General features: G+C 46.6%; 8 protein-coding genes. 7 read left to right on the top strand and 1 reads right to left on the bottom strand.

The features are described from left to right. Positions 1–134 precede the first annotated feature (134 nt). The 4 genes from V7051_RS08870 (at position 135) to V7051_RS08860 (ending at position 3810) form a co-directional block, all read left to right on the top strand. Positions 135–899: a TSUP family transporter gene (locus tag V7051_RS08870; RefSeq protein ID WP_334181134.1), complete on the top strand. Its 765-nt coding sequence runs from the start codon at positions 135–137 to the stop codon at positions 897–899. 172 nt (positions 900–1071) lie between these two features. Beyond that, positions 1072–1320, top strand: a complete 249-nt coding sequence (locus V7051_RS24640; RefSeq protein WP_442919641.1) for a hypothetical protein — start codon at positions 1072–1074, stop codon at positions 1318–1320. A 450-nt stretch (positions 1321–1770) separates the two neighbouring features. Continuing rightward, positions 1771–2397 carry a class I SAM-dependent methyltransferase gene (locus V7051_RS08865; protein ID WP_333874624.1) on the top strand — a complete coding sequence of 209 codons (627 nt, stop codon included), beginning with the start codon at positions 1771–1773 and terminating at the stop codon, positions 2395–2397. Positions 2398–2472: 75 nt separating this feature from the next. Then, on the top strand, positions 2473–3810 hold the full coding sequence (locus V7051_RS08860; protein WP_333874625.1) for a polysaccharide deacetylase family protein: 1338 nt from the start codon (positions 2473–2475) through the stop codon (positions 3808–3810). Between the two features lie 367 nt (positions 3811–4177). Here the strand turns inward: V7051_RS08860 and V7051_RS08855 are convergent, their stop codons facing one another. Next, complete coding sequence (locus V7051_RS08855) at positions 4178–4660, bottom strand: YcjF family protein (RefSeq protein ID WP_333874626.1); 483 nt, start codon at positions 4658–4660, stop codon at positions 4178–4180. Between the two features lie 233 nt (positions 4661–4893). Between V7051_RS08855 and V7051_RS08850 the strand changes: the two genes are divergently transcribed. The 3 genes from V7051_RS08850 to V7051_RS08840 are packed head-to-tail and all read left to right on the top strand — an operon-like array spanning position 4894 to position 17602. Further along, a complete protein-coding gene (locus V7051_RS08850; RefSeq protein ID WP_333874627.1) occupies positions 4894–12204 on the top strand; it encodes an amino acid adenylation domain-containing protein in 7311 nt (2436 codons plus the stop codon). Further along, on the top strand, positions 12204–15995 hold the full coding sequence (locus V7051_RS08845) for a non-ribosomal peptide synthetase (RefSeq protein WP_333874628.1): 3792 nt from the start codon (positions 12204–12206) through the stop codon (positions 15993–15995). The genes V7051_RS08850 and V7051_RS08845 overlap by 1 nt, the downstream gene beginning before the upstream one ends. Further along, a complete protein-coding gene (locus tag V7051_RS08840; protein WP_333874629.1) occupies positions 15992–17602 on the top strand; it encodes a cyclic peptide export ABC transporter in 1611 nt (536 codons plus the stop codon). Before V7051_RS08845 ends, V7051_RS08840 begins: the two co-directional genes overlap by 4 nt. Positions 17603–17683: the final 81 nt, after the last annotated feature.

Genomic DNA, 17683 nt, shown 5'->3' with positions numbered 1-17683 from the left:
ATTAAGTAAAGCTCTTGATTTGATTTTATCTTATAGCGTTAAGAGACCTCAAGTAAGAGGTTTATATAACCAAAGGCAATTATTGAGCCTGATAGGCAGGCAAAACGACTCAAAATAAGGCAGGCTATTGTTCAATGATGTTACTCGATTTTTCTCTGTACCAAATGGTGTCTATTGCTCTAGTGTTCGTCTGGACCGGCTTTGTTCGGACAGGACTTGGTTTCGGTGGTGCCGCATTAGGATTACCACTCATGTTATTTATACATAATAATCCACTGTTATGGTTGCCGATCATCAGCGTGCATTTACTGTTTTTTTCCGGCTTAACGCTGCTTAACCGCTTGCATAATGTCGACTGGCCGTATTTGCGCTATTCCTCGATTTACATTATTCCTGCCGCCCTCATAGGCGTCTTTGGACTATTGAATCTACCGGTTTTATGGCTGAATAGCTTTATTTATTCGATTACTTTGTTTTATGGTTTTACCTGGTTACTGAACAGAGGCATTAACAGTCAACACGTTTGGGCGGATAGGGCGCTGTTAATTTTAGGAGGATATATTGCCGGGATTTCCTTGACCGGAGCACCACTGATGGTCGCTGTCTATATGCGTAATGTCAGCCAATACAAGTTGCGAGACACCTTGTTTGTATTATGGTTCATCTTGGTCAGTATCAAAATGACGACGTTCATTGTCCTATCCGTTGATTTGCATTTTCTAACTGCACTGACGCTTTTACCCATTGCCGCGGTAGGGCATATACTGGGATTGAAAGCTCATAACGCTATTATACGCAATGACTTGCTATTTAAACGCTGGATTGGCGGCGGCCTGGTAACCGTGAGTTTGTTTGGGTTGTGGCAGTTATTTAGCAAATTTGCTCAGGACTTTTCATGAATGAAAAAATGAAAATTGATGATTAACCATGATCTGTTGTTATCTGGAAACTGTTTTTTACGCGCGTTGCCATGTTATCCAGCCTAGTAAATTATCGTAAAAGGTATTCTTATCAACTAAAGTTGAAAATAGAGTATGCTTCCTAAACCAAAATAGTAAACGAGGTACCGAGATGCGATTTGTAGAAGAAGCAACGGTGTCGAGCGTTCTACGTATGCAGGACCTGATTCCAGTGATGCGACAGAATGTGATTGATTTCTCGCTGGGTCGAATCGCTCAACCGCCCCGCCGAATGTTTGAAGTTCAAACACTCGATGGCTGTTTCGGGAGTATGCCGGCAGCAAGCGCGCAGGCTTTGGGAGCCAAGCTTGTTACATTCTACCCAGGCAAAATGCCGAGAAGAATCTACCAGCGGTTATAGCGGTGATTGTGCTGTTCAGGCCTGACCCGGCGAACCGTTGGTGGTTCTGGATGGCCACTTAATTACCGAGATGCGAACCTCAGCCGTCACTGCGACCTATATCGACGCCATTGCTGCACAATGTGAAGACCCTCGCGATCTTGGGTGCTGGTACACAGGACAGAAGACATATTGAAGCCTTATCTCACGTCCGGAAGTTCGAGGAAATCCACATTAATGCTGGTCTACGACAAATTGGGAGGCAAAGTCTAATCCGCCTATTAGATGAATACGGAGTTATTGTCCAAATCAAAAACTGAATTATCTTTTCCATCCCTAAACTGATTGAGTATTTAACCACTGTAACAAGCAGACTGAGCCGATTAAGATGGTTCATTTGTAATGAGTTCAGATTTAACCAGATATTTAAGCTTGGAAGCGCCTTAAATTACAGTGACAACTAGGTAGATTATGGGACAAGAAGCTGAAGAATTAGATCAAATCGAAACGGTGACTCTGAACCATTATAACCAGAATGCCGAAGCGTTTTGGAATGGAACAAAAGACCACGATGTAATTCAAAATTATGAAGCCTTTTTAGCACCGTTTCCAAAAGATAAAAAGCTGGATATTTTAGACCTTGGATGCGGGCCGGGAAGAGATGTTAAATATTTCCAGTCATTAGGCCATAGGCCGGTAGGTCTGGATGGCAGTGAAGTCTTTTGCGAGATGGCTCGCAGTTATACGGGGTGTCAAATTCTTCACCAGAAGTTTCTTAGCCTGAAATTGCCCGCGCACGCTTTCGACGGTATTTTCGCCAATGCGTCCCTGTTTCATGTTCCCAGTCAGGAACTGCCACGAGTGCTTAATCACTTAAATGCTGCATTAAGGCCGGGCGGTGTTTTATTTTTATCTAACCCTCGTGGCAATGGTGAGGGCTGGTCAGGACAACGATATGGTCATTATATGCAAGTGGATTCCAGCAAGAAGTTTATCGAGGCAGCAGGATTTAAAGTGATCGACTATTATTACCGGCCTTTAGGCAAACCCAGTCATGAGCAACCCTGGTTAGCGGTTGTGGCAATTAAGCCGCCCTGATAATAGTTCAGTATTGGCTCCACCATAGCCACCCCGACACCTACCCCAAGCGTCAAATTGGAAGAGAAATTCACTATGAATACATTCAAAAGCCGTCGCCGGAGTTTTATCAAAAATGCAGGGGCTTTAGTTATTGGAAGTACCTTGCCTGTCAGCCTGGTTGAATTGGCTTTTGCGAAGAGTGACAAAAACGTTAAGGGAAAAAGAGATAAGAGTGGCACTCATATTCCAGCATCTGCACTACCAACACCCGTATTGCTTGAATCTTATGACTCTCTTTCAGGCTTCACATTCGCAACAAACAGCACGCATGCACTTGTAAATACAGGACAGTTACAAGGTTCAGGCACCATTCAAATGAACGGCAACGGTGTAAGCGCAAGTTTGAGCGCAAATAAAACGGTGTTGGCATCAGTAGATCCGACTACGCTGGGCACACTATGTTTTGCAGTCTATAAAAATCCTGATGCTGATTCAATAACGCAGGTTAAGAGTTATAGCCTTGCATTAACCCGTACCGCACAAGAAAGTTTGAGCTTGTGGACTGACGGACCCACTAGATTTCATTCGGGTTGGCGCTGGATAGCAGCAAATATAAATGAGTTTCCTGTCACTAAGGCCGCTGGCGTCGGTTCATTACAAGCTAAAGTTTCAGCCAATCAATCCTCTCCCTATAACGCACAAGTTCTTTATGACTGTCTGTATTACAATGCAAACGGCCGACCTACAATAGTCCCAACCTTTGACGATATTTACGATACAACCTATACAACGGTTTTCCCTATATTTCAATCGCTGGGCATAGTAGGAACCTGTTACGTGCCAATTGATTTTATTGGCAAACCGAACAGAATGACGCTTGCGCAATTGCAAGAGCTCTATGATGCCGGATGGGATTTAGCTTGCGATAGCACGCGTGATGACTCAAAAACAGTGCTGGACAACACAACCACAGCGCTTGCATCTATTAATGCAAATAGGGATTTTGCTGTTAGTCATGGGTGGACTCGCGCTAAAGATCATCTATGCTGGACTCACGGGCTTTGGAATGAGGTTACGGCCGATGCTTTTACCAAGGCAGGATATTTGACAGGGCGGACTACTGAAGGGCAGAGCGTTTATGATAGGTTTGGCTTGGGTAATACGGGCATTACTGTCCCTGGAATGGGATTTACAAATACCACTCCAATAACAAAAGCCACCGCACGGCTGACAGAGATTCTGTTACGGGGATCGACTCAGTTTTTCTTGCACCACGATGTTAAAACATCCCCAAGCGGCATGGGTTGGCAAGCGTCGGTTTTTTCTGATTTTTATACTAACTACGTTCATTCGCAACGACTGGCTGGAAATCTTGACGTTTTAACTGTCTCACAGTGGTATGCTCGCTGCGGTTCCGCCACTGTTCCTTGATATTTTTTGATTAAATACTTAACTCCGCCAGTCTTTTGCCATATTTGATGAGTTTTTGACACAAAAGCCGGGCTCACTTGATATAGATCGCTGACTTCACGACACGCAGGCGTAAGCTTATCCGGATAAGGAGTGGGCGTTTTCTGTTATTTCAGTTTTTCAGCAAAAATCGATTTCGTGAATTCAATTATTAATTGCTTAACATTTTATAATGATAAATGGCCACGTTTTAAGCTAAGCCCATCAATTTTCGCTGGAATTCGAGCTTGGATTCTATAAGGATGTGTTTAAGAAAGTGTCCTGTTTTAAAAAACCTTCATTCCCTCGCTCTTCTTGGTTATAAAGAGGAGGGAAGAAAGCCGTATAGCTATGCTGTTGGTTTGGTTCGTGCTGCAACAGAATTACCTTCTTTTAACTGCTCAGCATAAAACTCTTTAACCGCTTTCGGGTCAAACGTTAAAAAAGTACCGCCTGATTCAAAATGCTGAATAAAAACTTTGCCTACCGCATAAGTTGATGCTCCTGCAATAATCGGCATACTGACTGCGCCCAATGTAGTGCCGACAAATGGAATGATTTTAATTGAGCTTGCGAGTATTGGGGATAATGAGGAGGAAAATCCGCCGCCGGTTAAGGCGCCTAGAATATTTTTACCTTTATTTTGCATGAATTCAATGTCGTAAAGGTTGCTCAAGCGTCTTAGCATGTCGAGCTGGATTCCGGTAACGGCTATAAAGTCGAACATCGGAATGGGGACAATTCCTGCGGCCATGGCGCAATACATACTTGTTTGCACTATGCCCTGTGCATCTTCAGTTTTATCGTTTACTACGAGCGTATTTTCAGACATTATTACCTCCAAAATGATTTAAGTTCAGCGTTGTTCTCACTAAAAATGATACTACTACACTTTGCCAAAGATTCAAAACTTTAGACAGAGTGTGAGTGGAACGCTAACACATTTTCAATGCGGCTTTAAGAAATTTTTAATAATTAACTGTGACAAACCATGTTATTTTAATCACAATTACTACGTAATAGTACGTAAGAAATATGTGTAATTAAATACATTGGAGTGTAGCAATGGATAAAAAATTGGTTCAAAGCGTTTTTTTGAGTGTAAGTCGAGCTTTTCCGCAGAATACGGCCATTAGTGAGCCGAATCGAAATATCTCCTTTGAACAATTAAACCAGTGTGCTGATCAAGCTGCATTGCAAATAGCTGAGCATGATATAAAAAATGGCGATGTTGTAGGTTTGCTAATTGGAGCAAGCATCGATTACGTCATTGCGATGTTGGCGGTATTGAAAGTCGGTGGGATTTTCATGCCACTGGATCCGGAGACACCGAAGAAAAGGCTGGAGTTTATTATTGATAAAACGGCGCCCAAGCTGATTATCACTAATAAACCCGAGTTTGCTGAGATAGTATCCGATTATTCCGTAGCGGTCACAATGTTGGCGGCACCACAGCAGAAAACCGCTTTAGAGCCCGAGGTGGTCGTCGACGGCAATGACAGCGCCTATATTGTATTTACATCAGGATCGACCGGCTTTCCCAAAGCCATTGAAGGTCAGCACAAAGGCTTAAGTCACTTTATTCATTGGGAAATGAAAACGTTTGAGTTGACCGAAGCCACACGCGTGGGCTGGTTAGCGCCGCCTACCTTCGACGTAAGTTTACGCGATATTTTCGTACCGTTGCTGTCGGGCGGTACTTTAGTTATTCCCGATGCAGAGTTGCGCAAAAAAACCTCATACTTGCCGACTTGGTTGGCTGACAATAAAGTGACTTTACTGCATTGCGTACCGTCGCTTTTCCGGATGCTGACCAAAGAATTTCAAGATACCGCCAATCTTAACGCTTTGCCTGATTTACAAAGAATACTGCTCGCCGGCGAGCCGCTTTACGCTAAAGATGTAACGGCTTGGCGCGAGCTGTTCGGCGAGCGGATTGAGTTGGTGAATATCTATGGCCCTTCCGAAACTACGTTGGCAAAAGCGTATTATCCGATCAAAACCTTACCTGCCCAGCCGCAGGCCATGATTCCAATCGGTCAAGCCATCGCCAACAGTGCGTTGTTGATCATAAAAAACGGCCGCTTGTGCGCTATTGGCGAGATCGGCGAAATTTATATTAAAACGCCGTTCCGGAGTAAAGGCTATTACGGCGATCCTGAATTAACAGCGGCGGTTTTCGTACAAAACCCGCTGCATCAAGACAGTGAAGATATTGTCTACAAAACCGGCGACTCGGGACGTTATTTGCCCGATCACAGTGTCGAATTTTTAGGCCGTCAGGACAATCAAGTCAAAATAAACGGCGTTCGTATCGAGCTGGCCGAAATCGAACAAGCGGTTTTGATGCATGATGCGATTCGACAAGCCGTCGTCATTGCTCACGCAGTCGATAAGCAAGACAAGGTGCTGGTCTGCTATTTTGTTGCGCGTACTCCACTGAGCAATGACGCCTTACGCGAGCATTTACGCCAATGGTTGCCGTCTGCCATGCTGCCGACTTTTTTTGTGGCATTGGCGGAAATGCCGTTGAACTTACACGGCAAGGTCGACAGAAAAGCGCTGCCAAAACCGGATGAATTGCTTTACGCCGAGCATTATCAAGCGCCCGAAAACGAGATAGAAATTGAATTGGTCAGGCAATGGCAGCAGTTGTTGGGACTGAATAAAATCGGTGTAACGCATGCGTTTATCGATATGGGCGGCGATTCATTAAAAGCCATGCGCATGGTTTCCGGCATTTATAAAGCCTTCAATGTCGACATCAGTTTAAAGGATTTTTTCGCCGAGCCGACTGTACGTCAATTAGCGCGCTTGATTGCAGCGGCTAAAACAGCTGAAAAATATGCGATCCTGCCTGTGCCGGAAGCGCCGGACTATGCGGTATCGCATTCGCAAAAACGCTTGTGGCTGATGGATCAAATGCATATCGATTCGGTCGCTTACAATCTCCCGGAAGCCTTGCTGATTACAGGCGAGCTGAATATCCCGGCTTTACAAAAAGCATTGCAGACGCTGGTGCAGCGGCATGAATCCTTGCGTACCTGTTTTATCGAGCGAAACGGCGAACCCCGACAAATAATAGAAGACATCCGGGTCGAATTGGCAGTCTTCGATTTGAGCGCATTCCCCGATCCCGAAGCGCAAGCCCTAATCCATGCTGATGAGGATCTACGGCACACATTTAATTTGCAGCGCGCGCCGCTGTTCCGGACCAGCCTGCTGAAACTGGCGCCGCAACGCCATGTATTGCTGTTCAATATTCATCATATTATCAGCGACGGCTGGTCATTAGGCGTTCTGACACGGGAATGGATGTCCATTTACCAAGCTTTGCGCAACGGACAAACGCTGTCGCCGGCGCCGTTGAATATCCAATATAAGGATTATGCCGCTTGGCAAAATCACTACCTTGAGTCTCCCGACGCGTTAAAACATCGGCACTATTGGCTCACGCAATTATCCGGCGAGTTGCCGGTACTGAACATGCCGACCGATTATCCGAGACCGGCGGTGCAAACCTTCAACGGCGCGACATTGCATTTCAAGCTGCCGGATTTTGCGCTGCAACAATTCAAAACGCTGTTGAATGCGCGTCAGGCCAGCCTGTTCATGGGCCTGTGCGCGGTCGTGAAGATTTTATTGTACCGTTACACCGGCCAGCAGGATTTGATTCTGGGTACGCCGGTCGCGGGACGCGGGCATAACGACCTGGACGACCAGTTGGGCTTTTATGTCAATACGCTGGCGTTGCGCGACACTATCGATCCGGAACAATCGTTTGCCGCATTGGTCGACCAAGTCAATGCGACCGCGATTGCTGCGTTCGATCATCAGCTATATCCGTTCGACATGTTGGTTAACGACTTGACGATTCAGCGCGATATGAGCCGTTCACCGGTTTTCGACGCGATGCTGGCTTTGCAAAATAACGAAACCGGCATAACGACTGTCGACGGTTTAAGCATTGAACCGTTCACCCGGGAAAATCACTGGGATATTAGCCGTTACGACCTGCTGTTTCATTTTAGCGAAGCGGCAGACGGCTTGGAGTTGGATCTTAATTTCAATCCCGATTTGTTTGCCGAAACACGGATGCAGCGCTTAGGCAGTCATATCCTGCAATTGTTTGACAGTATCTTACAGCAGCCGGACTGTGCCGTGGCCAAGCTGCCGATACTGACCGCCGTCGAGCAGCAACGGCTGGCAAGCTTTAATCCTGCTTGCGCCGAGAGTGCCGATAGCATGACCATTGCCGATGTGTTCGAGCGGCAAGCGACATTAACGCCGGATAACGACGCGCTGGTTACGCCGGAATACACGCTAAGTTATCAGCAGTTAAATGGCCAAGCCAATCAATGCGCCAAGCGTTTGCAAACTTTAGTCCCCGAGCGTGCCGTCATTGCTGTTTACAGCGAGCGCGTCGATACTGTGTTGTTACTGGCTTGTGCAAAAGCGGGCGTGGTGTATTTGCCGATCGATGCCGGTTTGCCGGTGCAACGCATTCAGTTTATGTTGGCGCAAAGCGGCTGCCACATCCTGCTGCATAGGCCTCAAACACGCGTGCCTGCGGCATTGTCGTCCGCTTATCCTTGTTTGGTATGGGAAGGGGAGGTTGATTCCGAACTGGATGTAATTAATCCAAAGCGTGAAATCCGGGCCGACGATGTTGCTTACATTCTGTACACATCCGGGTCAACAGGGCAGCCAAAAGGCGTTAGAGTCAAGCACGACGGTTTTGTGAATATGGCGTTAGCCCAAGTTGAAGGTTTTTTTGTATCGGCCGGTGACCGGGTATTGCAATTTGCATCGGTGGCTTTCGATGCGTCGTTATCCGAAGTTTTTATGGCTTTATTCAGCGGTGCCGGCTTGGTGACTATCGACCAAGAGACGATAAACGATACCGCCGCATTTATCGATTATCTGGTGCGTTACAAAATCACCCACCTGACCTTGCCGCCGGTTTATTTGCAAGCCTTGCAACGGCAAGCGATGCCGGCCTTAAAAACCTTGATTACCGCCGGCGAAGCCCCGCATATCGACGATGCACTGCATTATGCCCGCGACTGCGCTTATTTCAATGCATACGGGCCGACAGAAGCCTCGGTATGCGCTTCCTTTTATCGTGTCGATCCGCAATCTGACTATCGTCAACGCATCCCTGTCGGCTCAGCGCTTCCGAATCTGGCGATTTATGTGCTCGATGAAGCGCTTAATCAGCAGCCTGTCGGTGTAGCGGGTGAAATTTATATCAGCGGTATCGGCGTAGCGAAAGACTATGTCAATTCGCCTGAATTAACCGCGGCAAGTTTTGTCTCGCTGCCACAGCTTTGCCCGATGACGCTTTATAAAACCGGCGATCTAGGTTGCTGGAACGAAGCGGGCCAGCTGGAATACTTAGGCCGTAAAGATCAGCAAGTCAAAGTGTCCGGGTATCGCATTGAAACAGCTGAAGTGGCTTACGCGTTACGGCAATTTCCGGAGATCGAGCAAGCCGTCGTTACCGTACAAAAAGACAGTCGGGAACAAAATGCGTTATGCGCTTACTACACCCGCGCCGAAAAAGTTGAACTATGGCCGTCGATTGCCGAATTTTATGTGTATGACGACATCGTTTACCGGAGCATGGCGACCGATCATGCCCGCAACGACCGCTATCGCGCTGCGTTTGCCAAAGTGTTGAAAGGCAAGACCGTCGTCGAAATCGGTCCCGGCCCCGAAGTGATTTTGAGCCGCTTGTGTCTTGAAGCCGGAGCCGAGAAGATTTACGCGATCGAATTGCTCGAGGAAACTTATCGCAAAGCGCAGCAAACCCTGAAACGCTTGGGCCTGGAAGATAAAATCCAGCTGTTGCACGGCAATGCGATGACAACGGAACTGCCGGAACAAGTAGATTATTGCATTTCCGAGATCGTCGGCGGTATCGGCGGTTCCGAAGGCGCGGCAAAAATCATCAATTCGGCGCGGCGTTTTTTACGCAATCCGCAGAATATGCTGCCGGTACGCAGCTTGACCAAAATTGCCGCGATTCACTTGCCTGAAAGCGACTTCGATTTCCATTTTTCGGCCATTGCCGCTCATTATGTCGAACGCATTTTCAGCCAGACCGGCTACCCGTTCGACCTGCGGCTCTGCCTGAAAGGGCTGCCTGACAGTGCAATCATATCCAACGCCGATGTGTTTGAAGATTTGGATTACACCCGGGACATTCTGTTGGAAACCGAGCATGACATAGTCCTGCATTTTGAAAAGGACAGCCTGTTTACCGGTTTCCTGGTCTGGCTTACGTTGTATCCAGATGCCGACGAAGTGATCGATATTCTGAGCAGTCCGGGCAGTTGGCTGCCGGTGTATTTACCGGTTTCGATAGAAGGCATTAACGTCGAAAAAGGCGATGTGTTTAAAGCCGCATTGCAGCGCAAACTGTGCGCGAACGGCTTGAATCCGGATTATTTTATCGAAGGTGTCTTGCATAAGGCTGACGGGCGGGAAATAGCGATTGCTTACTCCGTCTATCACAATCAACCGCAATTCCAAGCCGGCGAGTTTTATCGCCGGTTATTCGCAGGAAAAGGCGAAATTCCTGTCAGGCAGTCGCTTGCGCTGGCGAAGTTGCGTTCGTTTTTGGCTGAATCCTTGCCGGCGTATATGATTCCGGCGCATTTCACCGAGCAGGAAAGTCTGCCGTTGAATAGCTCCGGAAAAATTGACCTGAAAGCGCTACCGCTTCCGTTTACCGTAAACAGCGGCGAACAGGACGAACATTATGCCGCGCCGACCACCGAAACCGAACGACATTTGGTTGATATATGGCAAACCGTTCTGGATCAAAAACCGATCGGTATCCATGACCATTATTTTCATCGTGGCGGCGATTCGATTCGCGCAATACAGATTGTCGCTCGTTTGCGCGAACGTAATTTGAAACTGGATGTGCGCGATATTTTTCAATATCCGACCATTTACGAATTGGCGATGCAGGTCGGCGAAGTGGTTAAATCTGTCGACCAAAGCCCGGTGACTGGTGTGATTCGGTTAACGCCGATCCAACAATGGTTCTTTGCGCAAAACACGCCGGAACCCCAACATTTCAATCAAGCCGTTTTGTTAAAGCTTAATGAGCGGGCGCAAAAAGCCGATCTGCAAACCGTATTGGAGCATTTGCACCGGCATCACGATGCGTTGCGTACTCAATTTAAGCTAGGTGCTGACATCGTCCAGGAAATCTGCGCAACAGAGGGACATGTCGATTTGCAGGATGTCGATTTAGGTCAGCAAGTTGATCCAGTTAAAGGAATGCAGCAACATGCCGATAGTGTTCAGGCAAATATCGATTTAAGCGAAGGACAGTTGTTCAACGCCGTGCTGTATCGTTTACCGGATCAGGACTGCTTATTGCTGTTTTGCCATCATCTGGTCATCGACGGCGTTTCCTGGCGTATTTTGTTGGAAGATTTCAGCACAGCATACCGGCAAAAGCTTGATGGACAAGACATTACCTTGCCTCTGAAAACCGATTCTTTTAAGGCTCATGCCGAACGCTTGCAGTTGTATGCTCAAAGTGCCGAATTGAGTCAGCAGCTGGTTTATTGGCAAACTTTAGCTTCGACAGCCGATTCGAAACCGCAACCGAGTACTGCGACGATGGCCGATGTCGGCGAATATACCTTGAGTTTAAATGAAGCCGACACGCATTTATTGCTGACCGATATTCACCGCGTCTTTAATACTCGCATCGACGACGTGTTACTGGCGGCTTTGGCGATGACGCTATACCAATGGCAAGGCAGTCAGCAAACGCTAATCGAGATGGAAGGCCATGGCCGCGATGAGCTGGACGGCTTGGATACGCAACGCACCATCGGTTGGTTTACTGTCGCCTACCCTAAAGCGCTGCATTACGATCCGCAACAAAACTTGGCCGATTTGCTGAAAGAGACTAAGGAATCGCTACGTAAAATACCGAATAAAGGCTTGGGCTACGGCGTGCTGCGTTATTTGCAGAACCGGTCCGAGTTGGCGTTGACGCCGGAAATCGGTTTTAACTATCTGGGTCAAATGGATGCCGGTGATCAAAATGAGTTGTTTAGTATCGATTGGCAAGGCTTAGGCCGAGCTGTCAGCCCTCAAATGCCGCTGGCTCATGAGCTCGACATATTAAGTCTGGTCGATAAAAAAGTGCTTCAATTTCATTTTGCTTTCAACCGGCTGCGTTATGCTGACGAAAGCATTCGTCAATTAGCGGATATGTATCTGCAAAACCTGTCAACGTTGATTGCCTTTTGTATGGCGCAAGACGGCAGCGAAGTGACGCCGTCGGATTTAACCTATCAAGATATCAGCATCGACGAACTGGACTTACTGTTTACTGAATAATGGACCTGAATAAAGCAAACTTACAAGACCTCTATCCGTTATCGCCGATGCAGCAAGGCATGCTGTTTCATGCCTTGTACCAGCCGGATAGTCATGCCTATATCGAGCAAATGAGCTATGACATTCAGGGTGACTTGGATGTCGAGATATTCAAACAAAGCTGGCAACTGCTGCACAATCGCCACGATGCGCTGCGTACTGTTTTTGTCTACAAAAAATCCGCCAAGCTGTTGCAAATGGTGTTAAAGCACCGGGATGTGGAATTCAACTGCATCGATTTAACTGACTTGGCGCCGGATCAACAAGCGCAACATATCGAGCAATACCGGCAACAGGACAGAGCCAGGGGTTTTGTTTTAACGAAAGACCGATTGTCGCGGATACAACTGTTTAAAACCCATGCCGACCGCTATGTGATGATTTGGAGTGTGCATCATATTATTCTGGATGCCTGGTGCTTCGGTATCATTTATCAGGAATTGATGCGCTGTTATCAAAGCCTTTTATACAATCAGCCGCTTCGCTTGCCGCCGGCGCCGCCTTACAGCCGATATATCCAGTGGCTGGGCGCTCAAGATAAAGACGCCGCGCGCAACTTCTGGCAAAACTACCTTCAAGGCTATAATGTTGCAGTGGGCTTATATGCACAGCAGCAACAGAGCAACGATTATTGCTACGCCAGGCAAAAGCTGAGCTTGTCAAAAGCCGATTCCGACAGGCTTAAAACCGCTGTCAGAGCGGCGCAGGTTACCTTAAATACGGCGGTTCAAGCGGCTTGGGCCTTGCTGTTAAGTGCGCATAACAGCCGTAATGACATCGTGTTCGGCGTTACCGTTTCCGGACGCCCGGCAGCGGTTGTTAATGTCGAAAACACGGTCGGCTTGTTTATCAATACGGTACCTTTGCGTGTTCGTATCGACGATCAGCTCAGCCTGCCGGCATTTTTGCAGCATGTGCAGCAACAGGCGTTATCGACCGAAGCCTATCATTACTACTCGCTGGCGGATATTCAAAGCCTCAGCGAGCTCAAGCAAAACTTGCTCAACCATGTGCTGGTGTTTGAGAACATACCGCAAGCCGATGCCGATGATTCCGCCATGCAAACCAACGGTTTTGTGATCAGGCAAACCGATATGTTCGAACATCCGCATTATCCGTTTATGCTGTCGGTCAATCCCGATGCGGCTATTGAATTGACGTTAACCTATGACCGCTCGGTCTATAGCGATACGAAAATCGAGCGCATCGCGAAGCAATTGGAACATTTGCTGTTACAAATCGCTAATCAAGCGCAGGGCAGTGTTGCAGAACTTTCGATCTTGCCGGAAACAGAGTGGGCGCAAATTTTAAACCGCTTCAGTACATTAATTGAAGAACCTGACAGCAAGCTGCTGCTTGATTTATTCGCCCGGCAACAGGCCTGTTTTCCTGATGCGCTAGCCGTCAGCGACAGCAATCGGCAGCTGAATTATCGTGAATTGAATGCCAGGTCGAACCACTTTGCAAATTATTTGACCAGCCATTACGGGATCAAATCCGAAGATAAAGTCGCTGTATTATTGCCGCGAAATGTCGATTTAACTGTTGCTTTGTTGGGCATATTAAAAGCCGGAGCCGCTTATGTGCCTTTGGATAATGCGTATCCGAAAGCACGTATCGATTACATTCTGGAGCATAGCCAAGCCGCGTTATTAGTCACGGCCGATGCTGATGCCGGTTGGTCTGTTCCCGCAGTAACGGTTGAGCAAGCCGTCAGTCAATGCGCTATCGATTCGGATCCAGATATTAGCGTATTGCCTCGGCAATTGGCGTATTTAATTTATACATCAGGCTCTACCGGACAGCCCAAAGGCGTTATGGTCGAGCACGGCAATCTCGCTGTTTTTTGTATTAATTTGCGGCAACGATTCGGCTTTAACGAGAGCGACAAACTGTTGGCCTTGACCACGGTCAGTTTCGATATTTCGGTATTGGAATTGCTCTGCTCTTTGACCGTCGGTATGCAGGTTGTGATTGCCGATGATCAACAGTGCCAAGCTCCTGAAAAAGTCATTCATTTAATCGAGGATCATGCGATAACAGTATTGCAAGCTACGCCTTCGCGGTTGCAATGGTTGATTAATGCCGGAGGTGTCGAGGCGCTCGCGACATTGCGGGTTATTTTGGTAGGTGGCGAAGCCTTGCCGGAAAGTTTGGCCGCACAGCTCAAACAACTGCCGGCGACTCAAGTCATTAATGTCTACGGCCCGACCGAGGCAACCATCTGGTCGACATGCAAGAACTTAGCCGACGGTCCATTGACTATCGGCACTGCGCTGGCCGGCGAAGGCGTTTATATCCTGTCGCCCGAGCGCAAATTACAGGCAATCGGCGTTACCGGGGAAGTTGTCATTACCGGCGGCGGTGTTAGCCGCGGTTATTGGCTGGATGCTGAACGCACTGAGAAAGTATTTACCGCCGATCCATTCAGGCCTGGCCAAAGGATGTACGCGACCGGCGATTTAGGACGCTGGCTGGAAAACGGCGAAATCGAATTTTTGGGGCGTAACGACGATCAAGTTAAGATTCGCGGTTACCGTATCGAACTAGGAGAAATTGAGCGCCATGCGCTCAAACATCCGGCAGTTGCCCGGGCGGCCGTCGTTAATAGCGGCAGTGCGGAACACAGTATCTTGAGCGCATTTATCATTCCGGTTTCTCCAGAACATACGGCCGAGACCTTGGCCGTTGAACTGCGTAGGCATTTAGCGCAATGGCTGCCTGAATTCATGATTCCCAGCCGCTTTGTACTAACCGATGACTTACCGTTAAACAGTAACGGTAAAGTCGATCGTAAAGCGCTGGTTCTTAGTCTGGGTGAAATGACCCAGCCCCAGCGTCCGTACCGGGCGGCGCGGAATGATTTGGAGCAACAGGCCGTAGAGCTTTGGCAGCAGGTGCTTCAGCACCGGTCCATCGGTATCGACGATGATTTTTTCAGTCTGGGCGGCAACAGTATCAATGCGATTCAGTTGCTGTCGCAACTGAACAAATTGTACGGCAGGGATATTTTACTCAGTGATTTTTGGTCACATCCCAGCATTTTTGCATTAACCGAGGCTTTATCCGGAGATCGGCAATCGGGGATGATTGCCCTGAATACTCGGACAAACGCCCCTATGGTTTTTTGCTTTCCTCCGATTGCAGGCTTTGGCGCCGTTTTTAGAGGTTTGGCGGAACAGTTGTCATGCGCCTGTTATAGCTTTGATATTGTCCCGGACATCGATTGGATTGCTTACAGCATTGCAGCGATTAAACAAGTGCAAGCTCAAGGGCCCTATATATTGTTAGGTTATTCGGCAGGCGGCAACTATGCTTATACTGTAGCCACAGCGATGCACAGCCAGGGCGAACAAGTTCGGGCATTGATCTTGATTGATAGTATCAGGGTGACGGAAGTGACCGCTTTAAGCGAGCGGGAAAAACAGGAAATTATTGAACAGGCTTTACAAGAATCGCAGTTGTTGACCACTCTTGATAAAGAACGTGTCCGCTCGATCATGAGTGCTTATCTGGATTTTATTTTGCAGCATCCGAATCAGTCGGCGTTAACGGCAGAACTATTTTGCCTAAGCGCTGAGAACCAGGACGGATTGTCTTTACCGCGTGACGGTTTCAGCCGGGATTGGTCGACTTCAACGCTCGGTGCAGTGACTCATTATCAAGGCAAAGGCAATCATTTCCAGGTTTTGACACAGCCGCAATTGGCGCATAACGCCGAAGTAATACAAGGTATTTTAAATAGATTATGAAATTATTGGATTTTTTCAATCAGGAAAGCCGGGCGCCGAAAAGACAGATCGTTTTTACCGCCCTGATTTCAGGTTTGGCGAATGGTTATTTACTGACTATTATAAATAATGCAGCGGAAACGGTTAATAAAAGCGAAGCATTACAAATGAGTAATTTTTTCCTGTTCTTAATCGATTTAATATTATTGATTTACACCAAACAATATTCTCTAAAGCAAGCCACAGTTGCAGCGGAAGATGCGATTAATCGCGTCAGAATTCGAATAACGGATAAATTACGCTGTACTGAATTACCGTATATTGAAACGGCAGGCCATGCCAAAATATATACAAGCATTACCCAAGATACCAGTTTAATTTCAGAATCCGCGATTATTTTGATCAATGCTTGCCAGCAAATGATCGTGGTAGTTATTTGCCTGTTATATATTGCCTGGTTATCGATACCCGGATTTGTCGTTACAATTTCAGTATTAAGTATATCAGTGCTGATGTATTTATATAATTCAAAACATATTGGAGCGCAATTGCATGAAGTAGCCAATAAAGAGTCTGAGTTTTTTAACGGTATTAAAAGTATTTTGGTCGGGTTTAAAGAAATCAAGATTAACCGAAAAAAGAATAATGCATTATTCGCACATACCGAAGCGATTGCCAAAGATGCTAAAGAGATTAAAGTTGCCGCCGGCCTGCATTTTGTTATTGAGTTAATGTTTGCGCAAACCTCTTTTTATATTTTATGTGCCGCAATTATTTTCGTTTTGCCGATTTTAAGCGCGACCCAGATTGATCAAGTGGTCGGTATTACTATTGCTATTTTATTTTTATTTGGCCCGTTAAGTATGGTGGTTAGTGCATTTCCGATGTTCGTACGCGCTAATGTCGCAGTAGAAAATATTTATCAATTGGAGCATGAAATTGATTCATCCAGCAAAATACAATTGCCGACAAGCCCACAAGCGCCTGTTTTTGAAAGCCTGGAGTTCGAACAAGTCGGTTTTCATTATCCGCAGCAAGGCGAAAGTACAGCATTCGGTGTAGGACCGCTCAGTTTTAAAATTAATAAAGGCGATACCTTGTTTATCGTTGGCGGTAACGGTAGCGGTAAATCCACGTTACTTAAACTATTGGTCGGTCTTTATTACCCTTTATCAGGTAGTATTTATATTAACGATAAACTTTTGGAATCGGATGATTATATTCACTACCGTGAATTATATTCGACTATATTTACCGATTTTCATTTATTTGAGCGCTTATACGGTATTGAGGATGTCGATTATCGCCGTGTAGACGAGTTGCTAAAAACTATGGGTTTATCGAAAAAAACTACCTTTAAAAATAACGGATTTTCCAATATCGATTTATCGACCGGGCAAAAGAAGCGTTTGGCTTATATTGCCTCGGTGCTTGAGGATAAACAGATTTATATATTCGACGAATGGGCAGCCGATCAGGATCCTGAATTTCGTCAATATTTTTATGAGGTTTTATTAAAAGATTTAAAATCTAAAGGTAAGACTGTGATTGCCGTAAGTCATGATGATCGTTATTTTTTTGCGGCTGATAAAGTTATAAAAATAGAATACGGGCGAATTATTAATTAGCCGATTAGCTGGTAATAGCCGATACATACCGCATTGCTTTGATCGGCAATATATTCCATAGAGAAATCATTGTTGGGCCAT

Origin of the sequence: Methylobacter sp., assembly GCF_036845245.1 — a bacterium.
In the GTDB taxonomy this organism is placed as follows: domain Bacteria; phylum Pseudomonadota; class Gammaproteobacteria; order Methylococcales; family Methylomonadaceae; genus Methylobacter_A.
This window is presented reverse-complemented; position numbering and strand designations above follow the sequence as displayed.